The organism is Pseudochrobactrum sp. XF203 (assembly GCF_020341615.1).
Classification (GTDB): Bacteria; Pseudomonadota; Alphaproteobacteria; order Rhizobiales; family Rhizobiaceae; genus Pseudochrobactrum; species Pseudochrobactrum saccharolyticum.
This window is the reverse complement of record NZ_CP084392.1, coordinates 1,095,412-1,118,159: the sequence shown is the minus strand read 5'-3', so window position 1 is coordinate 1,118,159 and position 22,748 is coordinate 1,095,412. Positions and strand designations below refer to the sequence as shown.

The following is a 22,748-nucleotide window of genomic DNA, read 5'->3' as shown; positions in this document are numbered from 1 at the left end:
ACCGCTCTAGGACCTATCACACCTGCTTTCATTGCAGCGACAGAGTAAATTAACTGCGACATATGCTCTGCTCATCTCATAACATGGTGTTTATCAGTTAAAAATGACGAAAGATGCTTGCGGATAAAGCAATCTCGTGTCATTGCGCCTGCTTGAAGCATTAACCGCAGCCTGCCCTGCCGTTCTTCCATCGGCCTTACGGCTGCGCTGTGTATCGGGAGCTACCAATGCCACAGTCGAAAACCCCATCCCCTGCAGCCGCTGACGCGAAAAATGGCCTGACCTATGCCGATGCCGGTGTGGATATTGATGCGGGCAACAGCATGGTCGACAAGATCAAGCCTTTGGTGCGGTCCACGCGCCGTCCCGGTGCTGACGGAGAAATCGGCGGCTTCGGCGGGTTGTTTGATCTGAAAGCCGCAGGCTTTAAAGATCCGGTTCTGGTAGCGGCCAATGACGGTGTCGGCACCAAGCTGAAAATCGCTATTGATGCAGATCGTCACGACACAGTTGGTATTGATCTGGTTGCCATGTGCGTCAACGACCTCGTGGTACAGGGCGCAGAGCCGCTGTTCTTCCTCGATTATTTTGCCACCGGCAAACTCAATCCTGAACAGGGTGCAGCGATTGTTAAAGGCATTGCCGAAGGCTGTCTGCAATCCGGTTGTGCGCTGATCGGCGGTGAAACCGCTGAAATGCCAGGCATGTACCGCGACGGTGATTATGATCTCGCCGGTTTCGCGGTTGGCGCCGCAGAGCGCGGTCAGCTGCTGCCTGCCGGTGATCTGGAAGCCGGTGATGTTATTCTCGGCCTTGGTTCTTCCGGTGTTCATTCCAACGGTTTCTCGCTGGTTCGCCGCATTGTTGAACTGTCCGGCCTTGGCTGGCAGGATGCAGCACCTTTTGCTGCCGATAAGACATTGGGTGAAGCCCTGCTCACCCCGACCCGCATTTATGTGAAATCCCTGCTGTCGGCTATCCGCTCGACCGGCGCGATTAAAGCACTCGCGCATATTACCGGCGGCGGCTTCCCTGACAATATTCCGCGTGTTCTGCCGGAAGCACTGGCGGCTGAAATTGATCTGTCTGCGATTCCGGTTCCGGCTGTTTTCTCATGGCTGGCCAAAACCGGCGGTGTTGAAGCCCATGAAATGCTGCGCACCTTCAACTGCGGCATCGGCATGATTGTTGTTGTCTCTGCTGACAAAGCGGAAACTGTTGCTCAGGCACTGAAAGCCGAAGGCGAAACTGTTGTCACACTCGGCCGCATGATTGCGCGTGAGGCAAAAGATCAGGGCGTCGTTTATCAGGGCACACTTTCCCTATGAGCCACGCGCCTTCAGCACCGCGCAAACGCGTGGTCATTTTTATCTCCGGCGGCGGCTCCAATATGGAGACGCTGATCCGCGCGGCACAGGCACCGGATTATCCGGCAGAAGTTGTTGCCGTCATCTCCGACAAGGCAGAAGCCGGCGGTCTGGCGAAAGCTCTGGCCGCAGGCATCAAGACCCATGTTTTTGTCCGCAAAGACTATGCTTCCAAAGAAGCGCATGAAGATGCAATTCTTGCGCAACTGGCTGCAATCGCTCCGGATATAGTTTGCCTTGCAGGCTATATGCGCCTGCTTTCCGGCCGGTTCATTGCGCCTTATGAAGGACGTATCCTCAATATTCACCCTTCCCTTCTGCCGCTGTTTCCGGGTCTGCACACACATCAGCGTGCGCTGGATGCCGGTATGAAACTGGCCGGTTGTACCGTGCATCTGGTAACTGAAGGCATGGATGAAGGCCCGATTGTTGCGCAGGCAGCGGTGGCCATTGCTGAGGGTGACACGGCTGAAACGCTGGCAGCACGCGTGTTGACCGCAGAGCATCAGCTTTATCCGCAGGCTCTGCGTAATTTCGCTACGGCTTCCGGTTCTGAAAAGCATGGCAAATCAGCAACACAGATACTCATTAGCACATGACGAAATAACAAATTGTTAATTTCCTCTTAACGTGCCACGATATTACCCTAAATAGCTACATATCACATTTGTGCTGCATGTTCAGCAATCAGATGATTCCCGTCATTATGGTTCGCTTTTCAGGCAGAGACTTTGAGCGTTCAAACGCTTTAACTAGAGCGGCTTACGTCCAGATTGGATCACGGCACTCGCTCTAGATTCTTTAGTTTGTCGCATTATCACGGCCGTCAAATTGACTGTGAAATGCTCTGGTTGTATCAACACGCATCTGTCCTGAAGCTATTTTACACTTTCGGGGATGCGTCTAAAAATAAGAAGAGGAAGATATCATGTCTCTCCGTAACTCTGTTGCACTTATGGCCTTTTTTGCCGCCGGTACTTTTGCTGTTTCAGCATCTGCTGCCGACATGGCTTCCTCCCGCAATGCCATTGTTCAACCACGCTCGGAAGTCGGTGTTCTGACCTGCGATTTCCAGCCGTCAATCGGTGTTATCATTGGCAGCCGTCAGGATCTGGATTGCGTATTCCAGCCTGCACAGCGCGGTGCACCTGCCGAGCGCTATAGCGGCCAGATCACCAAAATCGGTGTCGATATCGGCTTCTACAATGCCGGTCAGCTGGCATGGGCTGTCTGGGCACCAACCGTACGCCCTGAAGGCGCACTGCGCGGCAGCTATGTCGGCGCATCCGCCAATGCAACGATCGGTATCGGAGCAGGCACCAATGTCCTGACCGGTGGCACATGGAAAAACATTTCCCTGCAGCCGATCTCCATTCAGGGTCAGAAGGGTCTGAATGCTGCGGTTGCGCTTTCCAACTTCCGCCTGAAATATGAAGGCTAATTTTGAAAGCGCATCCCGAAAAGTTTAAAGCGCCTACGCAGGAAAATCAGTTCACTGGACTGATTTCCTAGTATGCTTCGATCGGATAAGATGCGCGCCAAAATACAAGCCCCATTTTTTAAAAAGCCCGCGCTGTCACCGGCGCGGGCTTTTTGTTTTGAGAAATCTCAGGCCGCTTTTATGGCCGTATCTTCATAAGGACGTATCCAGACTTTAATATCATGGAACGCCGTCCCGCCATGCGGCGCGGCCGCATCGGCACCGGTCAGAATATTAATCCCCTCACCGCCTTCAAAAGATGAATTCGGGAACAGGCCTTCCGAAACTACAACGCCACGGCGCAGTTTCTTGGCTCCGCTCAATTTATCATTGGCCTGCTGGATTTTAACATGCAGAACCAGCTCACCGCGCTGATTGCCGATCTGTACCCGTGCACCGTCTTCCAGCCCCAGCTCTGCCGCATCATCGTCGCGGATCAGCAGTTGTGGCCGGATTTCCTTTGCCAGAGAGGTTGGTGTCTCCGCAAAAGTCGAGTTGAGGAAATTATGTGCCGGTGATGTGGTCAGTTTAAACGGATGCTGCGGATCGGCCAGTTCGTTACTTGCCCAATAATCCGGAAACTCCGGCATGTCCGCAAAAGGCCCCTGAAGCCCCATAGCTCGCGGCGGGCGATCCGGTGATGTCTGTTTCTGCCAATCCACACGGAAGCGGAATTTACCATCCGGCCAAGCAAAACCATCGAGATAATGGGACTTTTCAAAATCCGGCTGCTTATCAAGCCAGCGTTGCTCACGCATGGTTTCAAAATCAGGCATATTGCTTTTAGCCAGCAGATTATCGACCAGCTGACGCGCAGGCAGATTGAAACCATCCAGATGACCAACACCTAAGCGATTGGCCAGTTCATTGATAACATAGATATTTTCGCGAGCCTCACCCGCTGCTTCAATCAGTTTGGCACCGAGCAAAACATGCTGCTGACCGCCGCCGCGATAAATATCATCATGCTCCAGAAACATCGTGGCAGGCAGCACGAGATCAGCCATTTTCGCCGTATCGGTCATGAAGTGCTCATGCACCACGGTAAACAGGTCTTCCCGCATAAAGCCCTGCCGCACCAGACGCTGCTCCGGTGCAACATTGGCCGGATTGGTGTTCTGGATCAGCATTGCCATCACCGGAGGCCCGCCATAGAGCGCTTCTGCGTCACCGGTCAGCACACGGCCGATTTTCGACTGATCCAGCGATCTGACCGACGGATCGGCAAATGCGGATCCTTCAATCTCCGACTTATCCATGCCGAAAATACCGGAATTGGAATGGAAAGCACCGCCGCCCTCCAATGTCCATGCACCGGTTACAGCCGCGATGCAGGAAGCGGCGTGCATATTCACCGCGCCATTGCGCTGGCGGGAAAAACCATAGCCCAGACGGAAATAAGTGCGTTTTGTCGTTCCCACCAGCTGAGCAAAAGCCTCAATATCCTCAACAGATACACCGGTGATCGCTTCCGCCCATTGCGGTGTGCGGCTTTGCAGATGCTGCTCCAGTGCTTGAGGCGCATCCGTATAGCGGTTGAGATAATCCCAATCTGCCAGACCATCACGAAACAGCACATGCATCACCGCACAGGCAAAGGCCCCGTCAGTACCGGGTTTCAGCACAATGCCGATATCCGCCTGCCGGATGGTCGCGGTTTCATAAACATCAATCGCCACGATTTTCGCACCGCGCTCTTTACGGGCGCGAGCTGCATGGGTCATGACATTGACCTGCGTGGCGGCGGCATTGGTTCCCCAGATCACCACACAATCGGACTTGGCAATCTCACGCGGATCAGGCCCGCGCAGAGCACCGGTGCCAGCCATATAGCCTGTCCATGCCAGATTGGTGCAGAAGCTGGAAAACATATTGGAATATTTTTTGGCATAGCGCAGACGATTGATAGAATCGCGCTGCACCAGCCCCATGGTTCCGGCGTAATAATTCGGCCAGATACTCTCGGAACCATATTGCTCTTCGGCTTTGAGAAATTTCTCTGCGGTCAGATCCAGTGCGTCAGCCCATGAGATTTCCTGCCACTGCCCGCTTCCCTTGGCACCCTTGCGGATCAGCGGTTTCAGCAGGCGTTCAGGATGATGAACGCGCTCGGCATAACGCGCGACCTTGGCGCAGATAACGCCAGCCGTATAGCTGTTATCCTTGGCACCGCGAATACGCCCGATTGTATGGCTGTCCAGAATTTCAACATCGAGCGCGCAGGTGGAAGGGCAATCATGCGGACAGGCCGAATGGCCGATTTGGGGTGCAACGCGCAATGTCATGTAAGAATTCCTGAAGGAGTTGTTTTAGCACCATACAAAAATATAGCCGTTCCGACAGACGATAAATCAGCACAGCTTTATTTTTATCGGATATCAGTCCTGTCAGACCAAACGCATCAGCACTGTGCCGCAAACAATCAGCAAAGCTCCGGCAAGACGTTTCAGGCTGATATGCTCCCGTAACAAAAAGAGAGAGAGGATCATGCCGAACAGGATTGAGGTCTCACGTAAGGCTGCAACCATCGCAACCGGTGCCATGGTCATTGCCCAGAGTGCCAGACCATAAGAGCCGAGCGTGCCTGCACCGCCGATCATCGCCAGATGGCCGCGCTGCCTGATATGTCCGACAAGCTGTCCGCGATATTTCCATATCCCCCAGCTCACCACTGGGATTGCGTTAAACAGGAATGCCCAGAGCGTATAGGATATCGCATTACCGGATACACGCACACCGATACCATCCACCAACGTATATCCTGCAATGAATAAGGCATTGACCAGCGCGATTATCACGGTGCGGGACGTGTTTTGCCCTGCCGCAACTTTCTGGCGGCTGCCGAGAGCCCCTGCCGCCGTTTTCCGGCGGCTGCCAAGTGCCATTGTTAAGACACCACAGGAAATAAACCCGATTGCCAGCCATTGTCCGGCACCGAGCACTTCACCGATCAGCGGACCCGCAGCCATAGCAACCAGCAAAGGCGGCGTTCCGCGCATCAGCGGATAGGCCAGACTCATATCCCCGTTGCTGTAAGCGGCAGCAACCATGAACAGGTAACAAACCTGAAAAATGGTTGATATAATCATATAAGGCCAGCTTGGAGCTAAGGGCAGCGGTAGAAACGGGATCAGTACCAGCGCCACCAGACCGGCAGCACCACAGACCAGAACGGCATTGAGATATTTATCTGTGCCGGATTTGACGATGACATTCCAGCTCGCATGCAGCAATGCGCCGAAAAGAACGATCAGAACGACAAAACCAGACATCATGTCACCGGACTGTTACATAACCGGTCTAAAAGGCAGAATCAGATTGACTGCACATCCGGTATGCTGGTTATGGCATAATCCCGTCTGAACAGATATATGGCATTGACCATGACAAAGCGTCCTGCTTTGAATCCCGCCTGCAGCACTGCGCTTTCGAACACCGGAAATACTGAATATGAATTATCGTCACGCCTATCACGCCGGAAATTTTGCCGATGTGTTCAAACATATCGTTCTGACCCGTGTACTGCTCTATATGCAGCGCAAGGAGGCAGCCCTGCGCGTGATCGACACTCATGCAGGCATCGGTCGCTATGACTTAAGTGGTGTGGAAGCCGGTAAAACACTGGAATGGCGCAGCGGTATCGAGCAGGTTTTTGACGCCAAAGCAGCAGGCAGCATTCCTGCCGCAGTGCTGGAACTGATCGCGCCTTATCTCGATGTCATTGAGCAGGAAAACAGCACCGTCAAAGGCAACAACCTGCGTTATTATCCGGGCTCACCATTACTGACACGAAAACTGATGCGCGCGCAGGATCGCCTTTCGGCACTGGAACTGCATCCGCAGGATTTCAAAACACTGGCCGCTTTATTTGAAGGCGATTACCAGACCCGTGTCACCGAATTGAATGGCTGGCTGGCGCTGGGTGCACATCTGCCGCCCAAGGAGAAACGCGGTGTGGTGCTGGTTGATCCGCCATTTGAAATTGCCGGAGAATTTGACCGCCTCGTTGAAGGATTGGTGAAGGCGCACCGCCGCTTTGCCACCGGCACCTATGCTTTGTGGTATCCGGTGAAAGACCGCCGCGAGGTCAACCGCTTCATCGCTAATTTGAAAGAAACCGGTCTGCCAAAAATTCTGCGTCTGGAACTGGCAGTGCGTGCACCGTCGCAGGAACCACGCTTTGACGGCACCGGCATGATTATCATCAATCCGCCTTATCTGCTGCAGGAGGAAATGACTAAAATCTCACCATGGCTGGCAACGCTTTTCGGAGAGAATAATCAGGGCAGCTATAAGATTGAATGGATCAACGGCGAAGAGCGGACGGAAAAATAAGTGCTCATTTGCCAATGATCACTCTCTTGTGCGTTGTTGAGGCTTGACCCGACACAGGAATATGGCAAAAACTTCGGTTAACAGTTTTCAATAAGGACAGATTCATGTCATTACGCTCCGCTTTTGCTTTCGCGCTGCTTGCAGGTCTGTCAGCAGGATCTTTTTCTCAGGCACAGGCTGCGGATTATATTGCAACTGCCCCTGCCGTGACTGATCCTGTCTGCCACGAACAAAGCGTCATCAACAGCGCGGTCGCACAGTTCGACCGCCTTGTGCGCGGTGTGCCGGAAATGCCTGCTGTCAGCATCAATGCCGTCAGCAATGTCAGCGCAACACGTTATGATCCGAAAACCTACCCGTCAGGTATTGAGCGCCATTATTGCCGCGCCACTGCCGTGCTCTCCAATGGCGAGAACCGCAATATCTGGTATATGGTAGAAGAAAGTCAGGGACTGGCATCCATGGGACGCAATGTCGAATCCTGTGTAGACGGTTTTGATAAGTGGTTTGTCTATGACGGCCGCTGCCGCGTGCTTCGCTGATCCGCATATGTCACGCATCCGATTGAAAGCACACAGCCCGTTTGCCCCCAGCAAAACGGGCTGTTTTTCTGTTGCCACGGCTTTGCTTGCCTCCGCACTCGCTTTAACTATGCCGGCATCAGCACAATCCCTCAGTGATAAGCTGATGCAGAGCATGGGCAATGATCTGCGCAAACTCAACCCTTTGAACAATCAGGACAGACCGGTTTTAAAGCCGGAAAACAAAATCCCGCAGCGTACATTACCTAAGCCGCAGGATGCGCCATCACCATCCGGCAATGCGAATTTTGACTTCTATGTCCTGTCGCTCAGCTGGTCGCCAAGCTATTGCGCTGATAATGGCAACCGCTCCAATGCCCGCCAACAATGCGGCACCGGCCGTAATTACGGTTTCATCGTTCATGGTCTGTGGCCGCAATATGATCGTGGTTTTCCTGAAAGCTGCGATCACCGGCAGGCCAATGACACGGTGCCACGGGATATCGTCTCATCCCTGTCCGACATTATGCCCTCAGCCGGTCTGATGCGCCATGAATGGCGCAAACATGGCACCTGCGCGGGGATCAGTCAGCGCGATTATTTCTCTACGCTGGGCAAGGCCTATCAGGCTGTGACTGTTCCGCCTGCCTTGCGCAATGTCGCAAGCCCGCGCAATGTTGATCCGCAGCTTGTTGAAAAGGCATTCATTGCCGCAAATCCGGGTTTGACCGGAGATGCAATTGCCGTGACCTGCAATCGCAGGCGTCTTCAGGAGGTGCGTATCTGTATGGATAAAGGCCTCAAATTCCGTTCATGCGGCGAAGTGGATCGTAATTCCTGCCGCAGCCGTTCCGTTACTCTGCTTCCTAACCGTTGATCTCTTATCTCAGGTTCCAACATGCACAAACTTTACACATCCCCTTCCTCACCTTTCAGCGCCAAAGTGCGTCTTGCAGCGCAATATGCCGGTATTGAACTGGAAAAACATATTGTCGTAACCAGCGAAGAACCGGCAGAACTGATTGCCGCTAATCCGCTCGGCAAAATTCCGACGCTGGTTACACCGGAAGGCAAAACTGTTTTCGACAGCCGCGTCATCACCCAGTATCTCAACCGCATTTCCGGCAACAAGCTGTTTCCGCGCAATGCTGAGAAGCGTCTGGATGCTGAAAAATTTGAAGCAATTGCAGATGGTCTTGCCGATGTGCTGGTAGCGCATGTCTATGAACGTCGCATGCGCCCTGAAGAAATCGTGCATCAGCCGGTGCTGGACTGGTACTGGAAAAAGGCAGAACGCACGCTCGATCTGCTAAATGAAACAGCGCCGCGTATCGGCACCAAAATCCATGGCGGGCACATCGCTATTGCCGCAACGCTCGGCTATCTCAATTTGCGCTTCGGCAATGGCTGGGAACGCGGCCGTCCGAAACTGAAACGCTGGGTCAAGCGCTTTGCCGAAGTGCATCCGGAACTGGCTGCACAATTGCCGAAAGCTGCGTAAAAACAAAAAAAGCCGGGAATTGCTTCCCGGCTTTTTTATCAGGCATGATCTCAACTAAATGAGATATTCCTTAGAACTTGTAGCCAACACCCAGACGGATATCGTGGGTCTGAAGACCACCGTCATTGACTGTGCCGCTATCCAGCTGGAAGTCTTTCTTGCCGAAATCGGAATAACGGTATTCCAGACGGGCAGTTACATTCTGTGTCAGGAAGGTTTCAGCACCGGCACCGGCTGTCCAGCCAACGCGGAACTTATCCTGCGATGAGGTTGCATCGGAGAATTTAACCTGCGTACCGGCAACACCGGCTGTCACATAAGGCATAACCGGCCCCATATCGACACCAAGACGGCCGCGCAGCGAGCCTTCAAAACCGCTCTTCGCAGTCAGACCGAGCTCTTCTTTCTTAGCCCAGTTGTAACCGGCATCACCTTCCACACCGTAAACGATATTGTCGTTCTGGAAGTTCCAACCGGCATAACCGCCGAATTTGGCATTATTGTCTTTCAGATCACCAACATAGTTGTCAGTTTTGAATTTGTTAATGCCGTAGCCAAGATACAGACCGGTATAACCGCCTGCCCAGCTGCTCTGAGGAGCAACATCTACAACCGGTGCCGGCTCATATGTCTGCGGTTGAATCGCATCTGCGGCAAAAGCTGTGGCCGAAAGCGGCAACAACGCAACAGAAGCAAGTGCCAGAGATTTGATAGTGCGCATACGCCTTGTCCTTATAAATTTCTAAACTGTTGTACAGCGAAGCCTCCAGACCTGACCTGTAACGGCTGAGCTGAACGCGATACGCCCCGTCTTCCTTCCGATCCATTTCTGTACGGGAGAAAGAAGATTGCTTAACAAGGCAAAAGATGACGCTGAATTACGGCAGCAGAAATGCCGTAGCATGGAAAAAAACCGGCCTTATTATGGCTGAAACATGTCAGTCAAAACCACTGCCGAACAGGCCGAAATCACCACAACTATTTGATAGTAAATTTATATCTTGTTTTTCTTATAAAAAAGAAGGCCGAAAAATTCCGGCCTTCTTTACCACCCCTTAACCGCATCCCGACATTCGTCTTTTTTATCGCTGAGGATAGGCGTCATTATTTATCCGAATCCGCTTAGCCAAACGCGCTAAGGCGAATCTGTGAAAAATGAGTGGTTTTCAGAATTTATAGCCAACACCCAAACGGATATCGTGGCTCTGCAATTGTGCTGATGGCACAGCAACATTACCCAATGTGAGATCCTTCTTGCCAAAGTCAGAATAGCGATATTCAAGACGCGCACTGACATTTTGTGTCAGCATGGTTTCGGCTCCGACGCCGACAGTCCAGCCAAGACGAAATTTCTTACTGGAATCTGCATCATTGCTGTAACGCACCTGCGTACCGGCAACACCGGCAGTTACATAAGGCATGACTGCGCCCATATCATAGCCAAGACGGGCACGCAGAGAGCCGTCAAATCCGCTGCGGGCACTCAGACCATCTTTGGTTTTCTTTGCACCGTTGTAACCGGCATCACCTTCCACACCATAAACGATATTGTCGTTCTGGAAGTTCCAGCCCGCATAGCCGCCAAGCTTCACATTGTTATTTTTCAGATTACCGGCAGCGGATTTGTTTTTGAAATTATTTGCACCGGCACCAAGATAAAGTCCGATATAACCACCCTCCCAGGTTTTCTGCGGTGGTGTCTGCACAACCGGAGCAGGAACGTCTGGCTGCGCACGAACAATATCAGCTGCCGAAGCAGGTACAGCAAATGAAAGAGCCGAGGCTGAAACCAGCGCCAGAGTTTTAAAATGTTTCATAAAATTTCCTTGCAATATTCCAATTTTAAAAATGAGAACCGGATTGCCAAAAACATATTTCAATCCGGCATTATTCCCCTGTCATATCCGACAGGAGAGTCTTGGCTTAAATGTACAAAAACGACCAGAAAACGGCAGAAAAGCAGCAGAAAAACGAACCGAAACTGATGATGCAAAGAGGCAACATTTTCTTAAATATTAAATAGTTAACGTATTTTTTGAATAGTATTGCAAGCTACAAAAACTTCAGCCTCAGATGCAAGCCGCAGCCTATCTTCTACAGATTTTTTGTCAGGCATTTTTCCTTCACGCTAAAACAGGTTATTCCATGATACTATGCGATCATATTTGCTGATTTGCATGCACATGAAGTCAGAATCATTTCACCCGCCGGATATGCCATAACCAAAGGAGCCTGCCCCCGATGACTGCCAAGCGGACTATGTCTGAGGTTTTACCCGTCACCCTGATTACCGGCGGCGCAAAGCGTATTGGCAGCCATATAACTGAGGATCTGGCTACACGCGGCTATCCGGTTATCATTCATTGTAACCGCTCCGCCACACAAGCAGAAGCATTGGTGCAACGCATCCGCGATAAAGGCGGCAAAGCCGCTATTGTGACCGCAGACCTGTCGGACAATGCACAGGTAGCCACGCTGATGGACAAAGCGGCAGCGCATTTCGGCCCCGTGGAGCTGCTGGTCAATAATGCTTCCGTTTTTGAAGACGACCGTATCGGCACCCTCACCCACGATCTGTGGGATCGTCATTTTGCCGTACATCTGAAAGCGCCGGTCTTTCTGGCGCAGGCTATGGCCGAGGCTTTACCGGAAGATAAACAGGGGCTGATCGTCAATATTACCGACCAGCGCGTATGGAAGCTCAATCCGCAATTCATTTCCTATACCCTGTCCAAAACCGCATTATGGACAGCCACACGCACTTTGGCACAGGCGCTTGCACCGGCAATCCGCGTCAATGCAATCGGCCCCGGTCCGACATTGCCGAGCGAGAGACAGCATATTGAAGATTTCGAAAAGCAGGTTGATGCAGTGCTGCTAAAAAAAGCACCGCTGCTCGATGAATTTGCCGCGACGATTGACTATCTGTGGAGAACACGGTCCGTCACAGGGCAAATGATTGCGCTGGACGGCGGACAACATCTGGCATGGGAAACGCCGGATATTGCAGGTATTTCGGAATGACACAAAGCATAAACGGCAATGATATTGCCCATCCGGACATGGAGCCGGATGAGGATGTCTTACTGACAGATGATGCCGGAGATGACGAAGACAACTTCCCCGAGGAGGCAAGCTCTGCATCTGCGCTGGCCAGCAATATCCGCTGGGATTCCGCGCTGGATGAGTTTGACGCATCAACCCAGAATTTAAGCGGGCCGGATGTCATCAATGCTTTTGTGAAAAAACTGCCGAACAATCCCGGCGTTTACCGCATGTTCAACCGTGAGGGTGACGTGCTCTATGTCGGCAAAGCCAAAAGCCTGAAGAAGCGTGTCAGCAATTATGCCCGGGGTCAGGGACACAGCAACCGCATTGCCCGTATGATCCGCGAAACGGCAACTATGGAATTTGTCGTTACCCGCACGGAAACAGAAGCACTGCTGCTGGAAGCGAATCTCATCAAACGCTTACGTCCGCGTTTTAATGTTCTGCTTCGGGATGATAAATCCTTTCCCTATATTCTGATTTCCGGCGACACCCGTGCCCCCGGTATTTTCAAGCATCGCGGCGCGCGCTCCCGTAAAGGCGAATATTACGGTCCGTTTGCCTCTGCCGGTGCTGTCACACGCACGATTAATGTGCTGGAGCGTGCCTTTCTTTTGCGCAGTTGCGCCGACTCGATGTTTGAGAGCCGCACTCGCCCTTGTCTGCTGCATCAGATCAAGCGCTGTTCCGGCCCCTGCACGCATGAAATCAGCGATGCAGATTATTCAGAACTGGTGCGGGAGGCGAAGTCCTTTCTCTCCGGCCGCAGCAAAGCCGTGCAGCAGCAGATGCGTGATGCAATGAGTGCCGCCGCTGAAGAGCTGGATTTTGAACGCGCCGCTATTTTCCGCGACCGGTTGTCGGCTTTGTCCCATATCCAGTCCCATCAGGGTATCAATCCGCAAACTGTGGATGAGGCTGATGTTTTTGCCATTCATCAGGAAGGCGGACTGGCCTGTATTCAGGTCTTTTTCTTCCGCACCGGCCAGAACTGGGGCAACCGCGCTTATTTCCCGAAGGCTGACCCATCCCTGTCGGCGGCGGAAGTGCTTGGTGCTTTCATCACCCAGTTTTACGATAACAAGCCCTGCCCGCAACTGATCCTGCTGTCTGAAACGGTGGAAGAACAGGAACTGCTGGGCGACGCCCTGTCGGCTTCTGCAGGACGTCGTGTGACGCTCAATGTGCCGCAGCGCGGTGAAAAGAAAGACCTCGTCGACCACGCCATGACCAATGCCCGCGAAACCTTGGGACGCAGGCTGGCCGAAACCTCATCACAGGCGCGTCTGCTGAAAGCTATGGCCGAGACTTTCGAACTGCCGCGCATTCCGCGCCGTATTGAGGTTTACGATAACTCCCACATCATGGGCACCAATGCTGTTGGCGGCATGATTGTCGCCGGACAGGATGGTTTCGTCAAAAACCAGTATCGCAAATTCAATATCCGCTCCACGGAGATTACACCGGGCGATGACTTCGGAATGATGCGCGAGGTGATTGAGCGCCGTTTTGGCAGGCTGATAAAAGATCATATGAAAGAGCTGGAGACACAGGCGCCTCAAGCACCTGCGGACAGTGAAACGGATGCAGACGACATTACGGATGACAGTTTTCCGGCTTGGCCTGATGTTATTCTGATTGATGGCGGTCAGGGACAAGTCGGTGCAGTTCGTGATATTCTCACGCAGCTGGGTATCAATGATAAAGTCATATCCATCGGTATCGCCAAAGGTGTAGACCGCGATGCGGGACGTGAACGGTTCTTTGTCAGCGGCAAACCATCATTCACCCTGCCGCCGCGTGATCCGGTGCTCTATTTCATTCAGCGTATGCGTGATGAAGCGCACCGTTTCGCCATCGGCACCCATCGGGCAAAGCGCAAAAAAGAAATGATCAAAAGTCCGCTGGATGAAATTGCCGGTATCGGCCCTTCCCGCAAGCGTGCTTTGCTGCATGAATTCGGCACGGCAAAAGCCGTTGCAGGTGCAGCATTGGCAGATCTCATGAAGGTTGAAGGCATCTCGGAAGCACTGGCGCAGACCATTTATGACCACTTCCGCGATCAATAATGGGTTATCTGACGCAATATGCACATAATAAGCCTTAAAAAGCCGGTCTGAGTGTTGCTTTTTACCCTATTGCGGGATTGATGGTAACCAGCTGACAATGATTTGTCGTGTAGCGTAAAACACATCCCGAAAGTGGTGGAACTATTTTCGGACAAGATGTGCGTCTAAAGATTTTCATGAGCCGTAAGGCTTACTTCTCCAGTCGTGGGTTTCCCGCTCACGCTTATCCAGAATACGGGTTTTAGGGGACTATGAGTAAACACACATTATCACTGCCCAACATCCTTACTTACGCACGTATCGTTGCTGTGCCACTTGTGGTTCTGTGCTTCTTTCTCGAAGGCCATCTGAAGAGCAGTGACACCGCGCGGTGGTGGGCGCTTGGTCTATTTGCTGCCGCCAGCATCACGGATTTCTTCGACGGCTATCTGGCACGTATGTGGAAACAGACATCCAGCATCGGCCGTATGCTTGACCCGATTGCAGACAAGCTGCTGGTTTCCGCAATTCTGCTGCTGCTGGCCGCCGACGGTACTATTGCCGGCTGGACGCTCTGGGCTGCGATTATCATCCTCTGCCGTGAAATTCTGGTTTCCGGTTTGCGTGAATATCTGGCGGATCTGAAAGTCAGTGTGCCGGTTTCGCAGCTGGCAAAATGGAAAACCACAATTCAGATGATTGCGCTGGCTTTTCTGCTTGCCGGCCCTGCCGGTGACAAAATCTTGCCTTATACAACGGAAACAGGGCTGATCCTGCTGTGGATTTCAGCAATTCTGACTCTTTATACCGGTTGGGACTATTTCCGTGCCGGTATCAAACACATGATCTGATGGCCGTTATGACAGTCAAACTGGTATATTTTGCATGGGTACGGGAGCAGATCGGCAAATCTGACGAGAGTCTCGATCTGCCTCAGACTGTCAAAACTGTATCTGACCTGCTGAGCCATCTTTCCGGCATTGATGAGAATTATGCGCATGCTTTGCGCTTTTCCGATGTGATCCGCGTAGCGATCAATCAGGAACATGTGGAGCATGACACGCCGATTGCCGGTGCGCATGAGATTGCCCTGTTCCCGCCAATGACCGGAGGCTGAGGCAATGCAGCCGACTATTCTTGTCTCGCAGGATGACTTTGATGCGGCTGCCCTTACTGTCCGTATGACTGAAGGGCGCACAGATATCGGCGCGGTTGTCAGTTTTACCGGCTTTTGCCGTGATGAGAATAAAACACTTCTGGCACTGGAGCTTGAACACTATCCGGGCATGGCGGAAGCGCAGCTGGCGCGTATTGCTGCCGATGCCGTGCAACACTGGCCGCTACAGGGCATTACCATTGTTCATCGCAGCGGTCTCATCAAAGCCGGTGAGCAGATTGTGTTTGTCGCCACAGCCAGCAAGCACAGGCAGGCCGCCTTTGAAGCCGCAGAATTTCTGATGGATTATCTCAAGAGCGATGCGCCTTTCTGGAAGAAAGAACATCTGATCACCCCTGCTCCCGAGAATGGCGATCCGCAATCGGGCTGGGTCAAAGCCAAAGCCAGCGACGAAGACATGAAGAAGCGCTGGCAGGATTAGAGCATAATCCCTTAAACTTGGATCAGTTTAAGGAAAAGTTATGCTCTAATTTTAAAGTATTAGAGCGACCTTTGTGTGCCAAGTCTGGCACACGGCGCTCTAAGACAACTCAGCTTTGCCTGAGCCAAAATCCCGTTTGAATATTTTACAATCCTGTGAAATTATTTGCACTGACTTGCATTGCCATAAGTAAACCATAAAATCAGGGCAGTAGCTGATACAGCATATTTATATGATTCAACTCGTGTTTTATCCGGATTTGATCCTATAGTCCGGAGAGCACTTACGACTCATGGATATGCATTGATTCCAGAATTACCGGTTTAAATGACTGGTGAGCATTTTTAGTCGTCCGGCAATTTCATTATCCAAAACAGATCAAAGAAGATTTCCGGCAGCTAAACAATGAGGAAAACCACATAACAACACGTGTTAAGGTTAAAACTTAACGTAAATTATGTGTTTAGTCATTTGGCGTTAATATACCGCCGGTTAAAATGTCAGCTCAGACAACTTCTGGAAAACGGAGAGAGTCTAAACTGGCAGTGCAACAAACAGGACAGAATATGTTGATTGGTAAAGCGCGCATCATTGCTGCATCCCTGATAGGACTGGCCGTCTTAGGCGGCAGCGCAATGATCCTTTCCTCAACCATGCCGACGCAGAGTATCGCATCTGAAAAAACAATACGTGGCACTGTCATGTATCGCGAGCGGATTGCCCTGCCTCCGGAGGCCACGTTGAATGTGCAGTTGCTTGATGTTTCTCTCGCTGATGCGCCGGCTCAGGTAATTGCCGAACAGCAGCTCAGCAATATTCCATCCGCGCCAATTCCGTTTGAACTGAAATTCGATTCTTCCAAACTCGTTGCAAAGCATACCTATGCCTTGCAGGCACGTATCAGCGCCGGTGACACTCTGTGGTTCATCAATGACACACGCCATGAGTTCAATCCGGAAAAATTTGACAGCGCCTATGAAATCCGCGTTGTCAATGTGCGCAAAAATACCAGCCTGCAAACACCGCTGACACTGGAAAATCATGAATGGCTCACAGAGGATATCCGTGGCGCCGGTGTAATTGATTTTGCCCAGACAACCCTGTCAATTTCCCCGAGCGGCGAAGTGTCCGGCTCCGGCGGTTGCAACCGTTATTTCGGCAAAGCAACAATTACCGGTGAAGCGCTGAATTTCGGTACCATCGGCTCTACATTCATGCAGTGCCCGCCTGCCCTGATGGATCAGGAAACCAAATTCCTTGACGTTCTGAAACAGACCCGTCAGTTCAGCATTAATAACGGCAAACTCTATCTGCTGGGAGATAACGGGCTGGAGCTTGCCCGTCTCGCCAATAACAGCTGATTTGTCTGATCTTTGAATTGAAACGGGCACGCTTTCAAAAGCGTGCCCGTTTTTTTACATCTCTGCATATAAAAAAAGCGCCGCATTGCTGCAGCGCTTTTTTAAATCAAAGACTAAATAAATTAGCCAACGATTTCTGTCGAAGAGAACCAGTAGGTGATTTCCTGAGCAGCTGTTTCAGGAGCATCGGAACCGTGTACCGAGTTTTCACCGATCGACAGAGCGAAGGTTTTACGGATTGTACCTTCAGCAGCATCTGCCGGATTGGTTGCGCCCATAACTTCGCGGTTTTTCAGGATTGCGTTTTCGCCTTCCAGAACCTGAACGATTGTCGGGCCGGAAGTCATGGTTTCAACCAGCTCACCGAAGAAAGGACGTGCTGCATGCACTGCGTAGAAGCCTTCAGCTTCGCGCTTGCTCATCCATACGCGCTTGGAAGCAACAACACGCAGACCAGCTTCTTCGAGCTTGGCGGTGATTGCACCGGTCAGGTTGCGCTTGGTTGCATCTGGCTTGATCATGGAAAAGGTACGTTCGATGGCCATTTTTGTCCTGTATATATTTAGAGGAAAGGTGCCGTTCTATACCCTCACAGCCTTTTACAGTCAAATAAGATCATTAAACCTGCTGTAAAATGCTGCTGAAAGTGCGGTGAAAACGCGCCTCATTCTGTTTCTGTTTACTCAGTCCTGTCTCATCGTACTGAGCATCATTTTAGCTGCGCCGCCATACATAGCTTTCACATAATACAATGGAATGACAAGACACTGATAATAAAGTGATTTAGCCTGCTATAAGTGCAAAGACAGGTTATAGTTAACAGCGCTCATGACAATAACAGCGATTCTGTGTTGCACGGGCTGTCTTTTGCTGTTTTTGGTTTTTGATGAGAGCTTGATGATGAAGCAACATTTTCTGATGCTTGCTGCCTATAATGGCTGGGCCAATAAACAGCTTTTTGACGCGGTTGCGGCTTTGACTGAAAGTGAATACCGGCAGGATGCAGGCCTGCATTACAAATCCGTCCATGCCACGCTTAATCATCTGCTGGGCAATGACCGCCTGTGGATGAAGCGCTTTACCGGTGAAGGCGATCACCCGAAAACACCTGATGCCATTCTTTATCTGGCTTTGTCTGACCTGCGCGCTGCCCGTCTGCAGGAGGATACGCGTATTCTGGAATGGCTGGAGGGACTTTCTCCTGCCGAGGTTTCAGGGCGTTTTGTATTTCTCAACATGAGCGACATGCGCACTATCAGTCAGCGGCTTGCCCCTGCCCTTGCCCATATGCTCAACCATCAGACCCATTATCGCGGGCAGGTTCATGCAGCACTCACCATGCTGAAACATACGGCACCGGAACTGGATATGATGATTTTCCAGAAATCGGAATCCGGCCGCCGCTTCGTCTGATATTTCCGTCTCAGCACAAGCATAACCGGACGTTTTTGCCTCTTGCACAATTGCAATATCCCGTGCAAAACCGCTCTATGTTGATCCTTAATGATATAACCGTCCGCATGGTCGGACGCGTCCTCATCGACCATGGCAGTGCAACACTGCCATCTGGTTCAAAGACCGGTTTTGTCGGGCGTAACGGCACCGGCAAGTCGACCCTGTTCAAGGTGATTACCGGTGAATTGTCGTCGGATACCGGCGATATTTCCATCCCGAAAAACACCCGTATCGGTCAGGTGGAGCAGGAAGCACCAAGCACAGAAGAGTCTCTGATCGAGATTGTTCTGAAAGCGGATAAAGAGCGCCTTGCCTTGTTGCAGGAAGCCGAAACGGCGACTGATCCGGCACGTATCTCCGAAATTCATATCCGTCTTGCCGATATTGAATCTCATTCAGCAGAAGCCCGTGCCAGCGCCATTCTCTCCGGCCTGGGTTTTGATGCGGAAGCGCAATTGCGCCCAGCTTCATCCTTCTCCGGCGGTTGGCGTATGCGTGTGGCTCTGGCGGCTGTGCTGTTTGCCCAGCCTGATCTGCTGCTGCTTGACGAACCAACCAACTATCTCGACCTTGAAGGCGTGTTGTGGCTGATCGACTATATCAAGCGCTACCCATACACTGTCATCATCATCAGCCATGATCGCGATCTGCTGAACTCGGCAACCAGTTCCATTTTGCATCTTGAAAATAAGAAGCTGACTTTCTGGAAGGGTAATTACGACCAGTTTGAACGTCAGCGCGCCGAAATGCTGGAATTGCAGCAGAAACAGCGTGTGAAGCAGGAAGCCCATCGCAAGCATATGGAATCCTTTGTGGAGCGGTTCCGCGCCAAGGCTTCCAAGGCACGTCAGGCACAATCCCGTCTGAAAGCTCTGCAAAAGCTGAAGCCGATTGCCGCGCATTATGACGAGCATGTGCAGCCATTCCGCTTTCCTGAAGCAGAGAAGATTGCGGCCTCGCCGATTATTGCGCTGGAAAATGCTGATGTCGGCTATGAAACCGGCAAGCCTATCCTGCGCAATCTTTCACTGCGTATTGATAATGATGACCGCATTGCCCTGCTCGGCTCCAATGGTAACGGTAAGTCCACTCTGGCCAAGCTGATCTCCGGACGGCTGAAACCGGAAGGCGGTACACTGACCCTTTCACCAGCGCTGAAGGTTGCCTTCTTCGCCCAGCATCAGCTTGATGATCTGGTGCCGGAAGACAATGCCATTGAGCATGTGCGCAAGCTGATGCCGGATGCACCGGAAGCCAAAGTGCGTGCCCGTGTCGCCCAGATGGGGCTGGCAACGGAAAAGATGCTCACCAAGGCTAAAGAGCTTTCCGGTGGTGAAAAAGCACGTTTGCTGATGGGGCTTGCGACCTTCCATGGTCCGAACCTGCTGATCCTCGATGAGCCGACCAACCATCTGGATATCGACAGCCGCGAAGAACTGGTTCATGCGTTGAATGATTTCAAAGGCGCTGTGATCCTCATAGCCCATGATCGTCATCTTATCGAAGCGACCATGGATCGGCTGTGGCTGGTGCGTAACGGCACGGTCAAACCTTATGACGGCGATCTGGATGATTACCGTTCTCTGGTTCTGAGCGATAAAAGCACGCCAAACAGCACCACAGAGCTTGTGCAAGATATTGCACTGGTCGATGAAGGGCCGAAACTCAGCAAAGCAGATCAGCGTAAACAGGCTGCGCAGAAACGTGAACAGCTTAAACCGCTGCAGAAAAAGATTAATGATTCCGAGTCTTTAATGCAAAAACTGCAGAAAGAGATTCAGGCGCTGAAAGGCAAACTGGAAGATCCTGAACTTTATACCAAGGATGCCCAGAAAGCCGTGCAGTTCAATATTGATCTGAAGTCCGCTGAAACCAAACTGGCAGACGTTGAAGAAAAATGGCTGACCTATTCTGCGGAATATGAAGAGGCAATGGCTGATTAACAGCATATCTGAGCCATAAAGATTAAGCCCGCGGTTCTGTGAAACGGCGGGCTTAATTATTGGACAATTCAGGCTTTCTGCCGTCTGCGTGTACGCATAAATCCGTAAAGACCGGCCACCATAACCACCACGCCCATCATGGTGATATTCTCATCTACCGGAGGTACGCCACGGCGCAAAACCAGATCGGCTTTTGTCAGCGACAAGCCGTCTTCCACCGCCCGCACGCTGAATTCATAAGTGCCGGCCTGTAAGGTTTCCATATCTTTTGCGCTTTGACGAATGACAGCACCGCTTTGTGGTAGATCACGCTGTTCATTACCGCTTTTCGGGCTGTAGCTGAGACGTTCGGCCAATACCGGCACACCATCACGTGACACTGCCAGATTAAGCACTGACGGCTTTTGTCCGCTGGTTACGCCCTGCATTGGTTGCGCATCAACAAAAATACGCAATGGCGCATCTTCAGGTTTCAATTGTACTTTCGCAGACTGATAACCGCCCTCGCGCTGATAGAGCACCCATGTGCCGATTTCCTCGCCGCCGAAATGACGCTGCGCCCACGGCCAGATCACACCGGTCGCCAAACCAACGAGAAACAGCAGAATACAAAAAATACGCATCAGGCTTTTTTCTCCCAGCGGCGGTCTGCATTTTGCTGCCAATAGGTCAGCTGATGTCCTGCGGCTTTCAGGCTCTTCCATTGCTCACGCGCTTTGGTCAGCTGGGCAGCGTCGTGTCCGTCAAACATCACCACCAGACGATCATAGTTCTCAGCACCCACAATTTCCGCGCCTTCCACAACAAAACGCACTGTTGCGCCGTTCAGATTATCCGTGGTGGTTGTGAGCAAGGCGGGCTGATGTTCTGCATGGGGCTGCGCATCTGTGCCATGGGCAAGAAATGAAGCATTGCTCCATGTCCACAGCAAGCGGTCGAGTTCATCGCGGCGCTCTTCCGATGTCATCTGGATTGTCACACGCCAGCCCCGCTCTAACGAGCGGTCAACCAGCCCCGGCAAAGCTTCATCCAAAACGGATTCAGTCAGATGATAAAACAGGATTTCCGCCATCAGCCAATGCAGGGAACCGCGCCCCTTACCTCTCGCATCTCATATATACCGGATAACAGCTTAAACCAGAAACAAAACGGCCTGTCGATCAGACAGGCCGCCTCATACAGAAAAACCGGAGATTATAATCAGGCGGTTGCAGAACGGGGTGCCTGTTGCGGCGCAGTGATGCTGCGCACACCAAGGCACAACAGCGTAAAATAGCTCAGGCTTTCCAGTGCTTCTTCCAGAAACTCGTTAAAGGCAAGCCCGTGCATTTTCTCAAAAACCTCGCCGAGAGCGATCAGTGCGGCTGCCAGATAAAAAGGCCATGCTTTACGGCTGAAAACAAAGGTCAATACAGGGCGCACATAATCTGAATGGCGGAAAACATAAATAGCGGCGAAAGCGATGACGATAATTGCCTCATGCCAGCGGAATGCATGGGATTTAATGTAATTGCTCACCGGCCCTGTCGGCTCGATTTCAAACTCACGGAAGAAGAAAATCCACATCAGTACGGACATACCGATTGCAAACATTCGCGCAGGCCCCTCACTGCGCAGGCCGCCGATGAAAAACGCGATTGCGGCAAGACCGAGATAAACCAGTTGCAAATTCTCGAGCAATCCGGCCTCTCCCATTTCGACGACAAGATTGTCAAAATCCGTCACGAAGAAAAAGAACAGAACATTTAATAAAAGCAGTACCAGCATTGCACTGATGAAACTGCGCGAAGCATAAGATGGAAACACAATTTTATCCGGAATAAACAGCCAGCCCGTCCTTCAGGGGTGCCAAAACCGGCGGACACAGCATCTCAATGAACATTTTGTGACATCTTAACAAGTTCTTGTTGCTGCGCACAATTAAAATTCATATTGCGCCGGTCAATTTTTATTGAGGTATTTATTTCCGCCGGAGCGTATCGCGTTTACTTGAAGCCTTGGCACGCGCCCAGCCTCCCTGCTTTTACGCATGCCGCTATCGGAAAACCGGTATCAGCTTTTCCGCGACATGCTTTAAAATACAAAAAAGCC

At 51.7% G+C, this 22,748-nt stretch carries 23 protein-coding genes; 15 read left to right on the top strand and 8 right to left on the bottom strand.

The genetic code is table 11. The features are described from left to right. Positions 1 to 227 precede the first annotated feature (227 nt). From purM to LDL70_RS04835, 3 genes are all read left to right on the top strand, one after another. Complete coding sequence (gene purM, locus LDL70_RS04845) at positions 228 to 1,328, top strand: phosphoribosylformylglycinamidine cyclo-ligase (RefSeq protein ID WP_225687521.1); 1,101 nt, start codon at positions 228 to 230, stop codon at positions 1,326 to 1,328. Further along, positions 1,325 to 1,966, top strand: coding sequence for a phosphoribosylglycinamide formyltransferase (purN, locus tag LDL70_RS04840; RefSeq protein ID WP_225687519.1), 642 nt, complete (start codon positions 1,325 to 1,327; stop codon positions 1,964 to 1,966). The genes purM and purN overlap by 4 nt, the downstream gene beginning before the upstream one ends. A 329-nt stretch (positions 1,967 to 2,295) precedes the next feature. Next, entirely contained in the window at positions 2,296 to 2,808 is a 513-nt protein-coding gene (locus tag LDL70_RS04835; protein WP_225687517.1) for a DUF992 domain-containing protein, read from the top strand. 167 nt (positions 2,809 to 2,975) lie between these two features. Here LDL70_RS04835 and LDL70_RS04830 read toward each other — a convergent pair whose 3' ends face one another. Both LDL70_RS04830 and LDL70_RS04825 read right to left on the bottom strand, forming a co-directional pair. Next, complete coding sequence (locus LDL70_RS04830) at positions 2,976 to 5,132, bottom strand: molybdopterin oxidoreductase family protein (protein WP_225687515.1); 2,157 nt, start codon at positions 5,130 to 5,132, stop codon at positions 2,976 to 2,978. A gap of 102 nt (positions 5,133 to 5,234) precedes the next feature. Next, positions 5,235 to 6,119 (bottom strand): DMT family transporter, encoded by an 885-nt coding sequence (locus LDL70_RS04825; protein WP_225688394.1) that lies wholly within the window; start codon positions 6,117 to 6,119, stop codon positions 5,235 to 5,237. Between the two features lie 178 nt (positions 6,120 to 6,297). On the opposite strand from LDL70_RS04825, the gene LDL70_RS04820 reads away from it, so the two are divergent. The 4 genes from LDL70_RS04820 to LDL70_RS04805 all read left to right on the top strand — a co-directional run bounded on the left by LDL70_RS04820 (position 6,298) and on the right by LDL70_RS04805 (position 9,204). Further along, complete coding sequence (locus LDL70_RS04820) at positions 6,298 to 7,182, top strand: 23S rRNA (adenine(2030)-N(6))-methyltransferase RlmJ (protein WP_225687513.1); 885 nt, start codon at positions 6,298 to 6,300, stop codon at positions 7,180 to 7,182. A gap of 104 nt (positions 7,183 to 7,286) precedes the next feature. Beyond that, on the top strand, positions 7,287 to 7,724 hold the full coding sequence (locus LDL70_RS04815) for a hypothetical protein (protein WP_022712151.1): 438 nt from the start codon (positions 7,287 to 7,289) through the stop codon (positions 7,722 to 7,724). A 226-nt stretch (positions 7,725 to 7,950) separates the two neighbouring features. Continuing rightward, on the top strand, positions 7,951 to 8,580 hold the full coding sequence (locus LDL70_RS04810; RefSeq protein ID WP_370637805.1) for a ribonuclease T: 630 nt from the start codon (positions 7,951 to 7,953) through the stop codon (positions 8,578 to 8,580). Between the two features lie 21 nt (positions 8,581 to 8,601). Further along, a complete protein-coding gene (locus tag LDL70_RS04805) occupies positions 8,602 to 9,204 on the top strand; it encodes a glutathione S-transferase family protein (protein ID WP_075654645.1) in 603 nt (200 codons plus the stop codon). 70 nt (positions 9,205 to 9,274) lie between these two features. Here the strand turns inward: LDL70_RS04805 and LDL70_RS04800 are convergent, their stop codons facing one another. After that, a complete protein-coding gene (locus LDL70_RS04800) occupies positions 9,275 to 9,925 on the bottom strand; it encodes an outer membrane protein (protein ID WP_022712154.1) in 651 nt (216 codons plus the stop codon). Between the two features lie 445 nt (positions 9,926 to 10,370). Beyond that, on the bottom strand, positions 10,371 to 11,021 hold the full coding sequence (locus tag LDL70_RS04795; protein WP_225687510.1) for an outer membrane protein: 651 nt from the start codon (positions 11,019 to 11,021) through the stop codon (positions 10,371 to 10,373). 424 nt (positions 11,022 to 11,445) lie between these two features. Here LDL70_RS04795 and LDL70_RS04790 point away from each other — a divergent pair, with 424 nt between their 5' ends. The 6 genes from LDL70_RS04790 to LDL70_RS04765 all read left to right on the top strand — a co-directional run bounded on the left by LDL70_RS04790 (position 11,446) and on the right by LDL70_RS04765 (position 17,259). Beyond that, the gene (locus LDL70_RS04790; protein ID WP_225687508.1) at positions 11,446 to 12,228 is read left to right on the top strand and encodes an SDR family oxidoreductase; all 783 of its coding nucleotides are present in this window, start codon (positions 11,446 to 11,448) and stop codon (positions 12,226 to 12,228) included. Further along, entirely contained in the window at positions 12,225 to 14,321 is a 2,097-nt protein-coding gene (gene uvrC, locus LDL70_RS04785; protein WP_370637773.1) for an excinuclease ABC subunit UvrC, read from the top strand. Before LDL70_RS04790 ends, uvrC begins: the two co-directional genes overlap by 4 nt. A 251-nt stretch (positions 14,322 to 14,572) precedes the next feature. Then, complete coding sequence (gene pgsA / locus LDL70_RS04780; RefSeq protein ID WP_022712159.1) at positions 14,573 to 15,151, top strand: CDP-diacylglycerol--glycerol-3-phosphate 3-phosphatidyltransferase; 579 nt, start codon at positions 14,573 to 14,575, stop codon at positions 15,149 to 15,151. A gap of 8 nt (positions 15,152 to 15,159) precedes the next feature. Then, complete coding sequence (gene moaD / locus LDL70_RS04775; RefSeq protein ID WP_028233918.1) at positions 15,160 to 15,417, top strand: molybdopterin converting factor subunit 1; 258 nt, start codon at positions 15,160 to 15,162, stop codon at positions 15,415 to 15,417. Positions 15,418 to 15,421: 4 nt separating this feature from the next. Continuing rightward, positions 15,422 to 15,898, top strand: a complete 477-nt coding sequence (locus tag LDL70_RS04770; protein WP_225687506.1) for a molybdenum cofactor biosynthesis protein MoaE — start codon at positions 15,422 to 15,424, stop codon at positions 15,896 to 15,898. Positions 15,899 to 16,464: 566 nt separating this feature from the next. Next, positions 16,465 to 17,259, top strand: coding sequence for an META domain-containing protein (locus LDL70_RS04765; protein WP_075654639.1), 795 nt, complete (start codon positions 16,465 to 16,467; stop codon positions 17,257 to 17,259). 122 nt (positions 17,260 to 17,381) lie between these two features. Here LDL70_RS04765 and ndk read toward each other — a convergent pair whose 3' ends face one another. Then, positions 17,382 to 17,804, bottom strand: coding sequence for a nucleoside-diphosphate kinase (gene ndk / locus LDL70_RS04760; RefSeq protein WP_075654638.1), 423 nt, complete (start codon positions 17,802 to 17,804; stop codon positions 17,382 to 17,384). Between the two features lie 355 nt (positions 17,805 to 18,159). Between ndk and LDL70_RS04755 the strand changes: the two genes are divergently transcribed. After that, on the top strand, positions 18,160 to 18,672 hold the full coding sequence (locus LDL70_RS04755) for a DinB family protein (RefSeq protein WP_225688391.1): 513 nt from the start codon (positions 18,160 to 18,162) through the stop codon (positions 18,670 to 18,672). A 77-nt stretch (positions 18,673 to 18,749) separates the two neighbouring features. Beyond that, on the top strand, positions 18,750 to 20,657 hold the full coding sequence (abc-f, locus tag LDL70_RS04750) for a ribosomal protection-like ABC-F family protein (protein ID WP_225687504.1): 1,908 nt from the start codon (positions 18,750 to 18,752) through the stop codon (positions 20,655 to 20,657). Between the two features lie 68 nt (positions 20,658 to 20,725). Here the strand turns inward: abc-f and LDL70_RS04745 are convergent, their stop codons facing one another. The 3 genes from LDL70_RS04745 to LDL70_RS04735 all read right to left on the bottom strand — a co-directional run bounded on the left by LDL70_RS04745 (position 20,726) and on the right by LDL70_RS04735 (position 22,463). Further along, positions 20,726 to 21,280, bottom strand: coding sequence for a hypothetical protein (locus LDL70_RS04745; protein WP_225687502.1), 555 nt, complete (start codon positions 21,278 to 21,280; stop codon positions 20,726 to 20,728). Beyond that, on the bottom strand, positions 21,280 to 21,729 hold the full coding sequence (locus LDL70_RS04740) for a DNA polymerase III subunit chi (RefSeq protein WP_225687500.1): 450 nt from the start codon (positions 21,727 to 21,729) through the stop codon (positions 21,280 to 21,282). The genes LDL70_RS04745 and LDL70_RS04740 overlap by 1 nt, the downstream gene beginning before the upstream one ends. Positions 21,730 to 21,857: 128 nt before the next feature. Beyond that, entirely contained in the window at positions 21,858 to 22,463 is a 606-nt protein-coding gene (locus tag LDL70_RS04735; RefSeq protein ID WP_075654635.1) for a hypothetical protein, read from the bottom strand. Positions 22,464 to 22,748: the final 285 nt, after the last annotated feature.

Coding starts and splice junctions, on each gene's coding strand:
- purM (WP_225687521.1), top strand. CDS start 228: ATGCCACAGTCGAAAACCCCATCCCCTGCAGCCGCTGACGCGAAAAAT.
- LDL70_RS04765 (WP_075654639.1), top strand. CDS start 16,465: ATGTTGATTGGTAAAGCGCGCATCATTGCTGCATCCCTGATAGGACTG.
- LDL70_RS04755 (WP_225688391.1), top strand. CDS start 18,160: ATGAAGCAACATTTTCTGATGCTTGCTGCCTATAATGGCTGGGCCAAT.
- LDL70_RS04800 (WP_022712154.1), bottom strand. CDS start 9,925: ATGCGCACTATCAAATCTCTGGCACTTGCTTCTGTTGCGTTGTTGCCG.
- LDL70_RS04740 (WP_225687500.1), bottom strand. CDS start 21,729: ATGGCGGAAATCCTGTTTTATCATCTGACTGAATCCGTTTTGGATGAA.
- uvrC (WP_370637773.1), top strand. CDS start 12,225: ATGACACAAAGCATAAACGGCAATGATATTGCCCATCCGGACATGGAG.
- ndk (WP_075654638.1), bottom strand. CDS start 17,804: ATGGCCATCGAACGTACCTTTTCCATGATCAAGCCAGATGCAACCAAG.
- abc-f (WP_225687504.1), top strand. CDS start 18,750: ATGTTGATCCTTAATGATATAACCGTCCGCATGGTCGGACGCGTCCTC.
- LDL70_RS04830 (WP_225687515.1), bottom strand. CDS start 5,132: ATGACATTGCGCGTTGCACCCCAAATCGGCCATTCGGCCTGTCCGCAT.
- LDL70_RS04820 (WP_225687513.1), top strand. CDS start 6,298: ATGAATTATCGTCACGCCTATCACGCCGGAAATTTTGCCGATGTGTTC.
- LDL70_RS04770 (WP_225687506.1), top strand. CDS start 15,422: ATGCAGCCGACTATTCTTGTCTCGCAGGATGACTTTGATGCGGCTGCC.
- LDL70_RS04745 (WP_225687502.1), bottom strand. CDS start 21,280: ATGCGTATTTTTTGTATTCTGCTGTTTCTCGTTGGTTTGGCGACCGGT.
- moaD (WP_028233918.1), top strand. CDS start 15,160: ATGACAGTCAAACTGGTATATTTTGCATGGGTACGGGAGCAGATCGGC.
- LDL70_RS04825 (WP_225688394.1), bottom strand. CDS start 6,119: ATGTCTGGTTTTGTCGTTCTGATCGTTCTTTTCGGCGCATTGCTGCAT.
- LDL70_RS04835 (WP_225687517.1), top strand. CDS start 2,296: ATGTCTCTCCGTAACTCTGTTGCACTTATGGCCTTTTTTGCCGCCGGT.
- LDL70_RS04795 (WP_225687510.1), bottom strand. CDS start 11,021: ATGAAACATTTTAAAACTCTGGCGCTGGTTTCAGCCTCGGCTCTTTCA.
- LDL70_RS04805 (WP_075654645.1), top strand. CDS start 8,602: ATGCACAAACTTTACACATCCCCTTCCTCACCTTTCAGCGCCAAAGTG.
- pgsA (WP_022712159.1), top strand. CDS start 14,573: ATGAGTAAACACACATTATCACTGCCCAACATCCTTACTTACGCACGT.
- LDL70_RS04790 (WP_225687508.1), top strand. CDS start 11,446: ATGACTGCCAAGCGGACTATGTCTGAGGTTTTACCCGTCACCCTGATT.
- purN (WP_225687519.1), top strand. CDS start 1,325: ATGAGCCACGCGCCTTCAGCACCGCGCAAACGCGTGGTCATTTTTATC.
- LDL70_RS04815 (WP_022712151.1), top strand. CDS start 7,287: ATGTCATTACGCTCCGCTTTTGCTTTCGCGCTGCTTGCAGGTCTGTCA.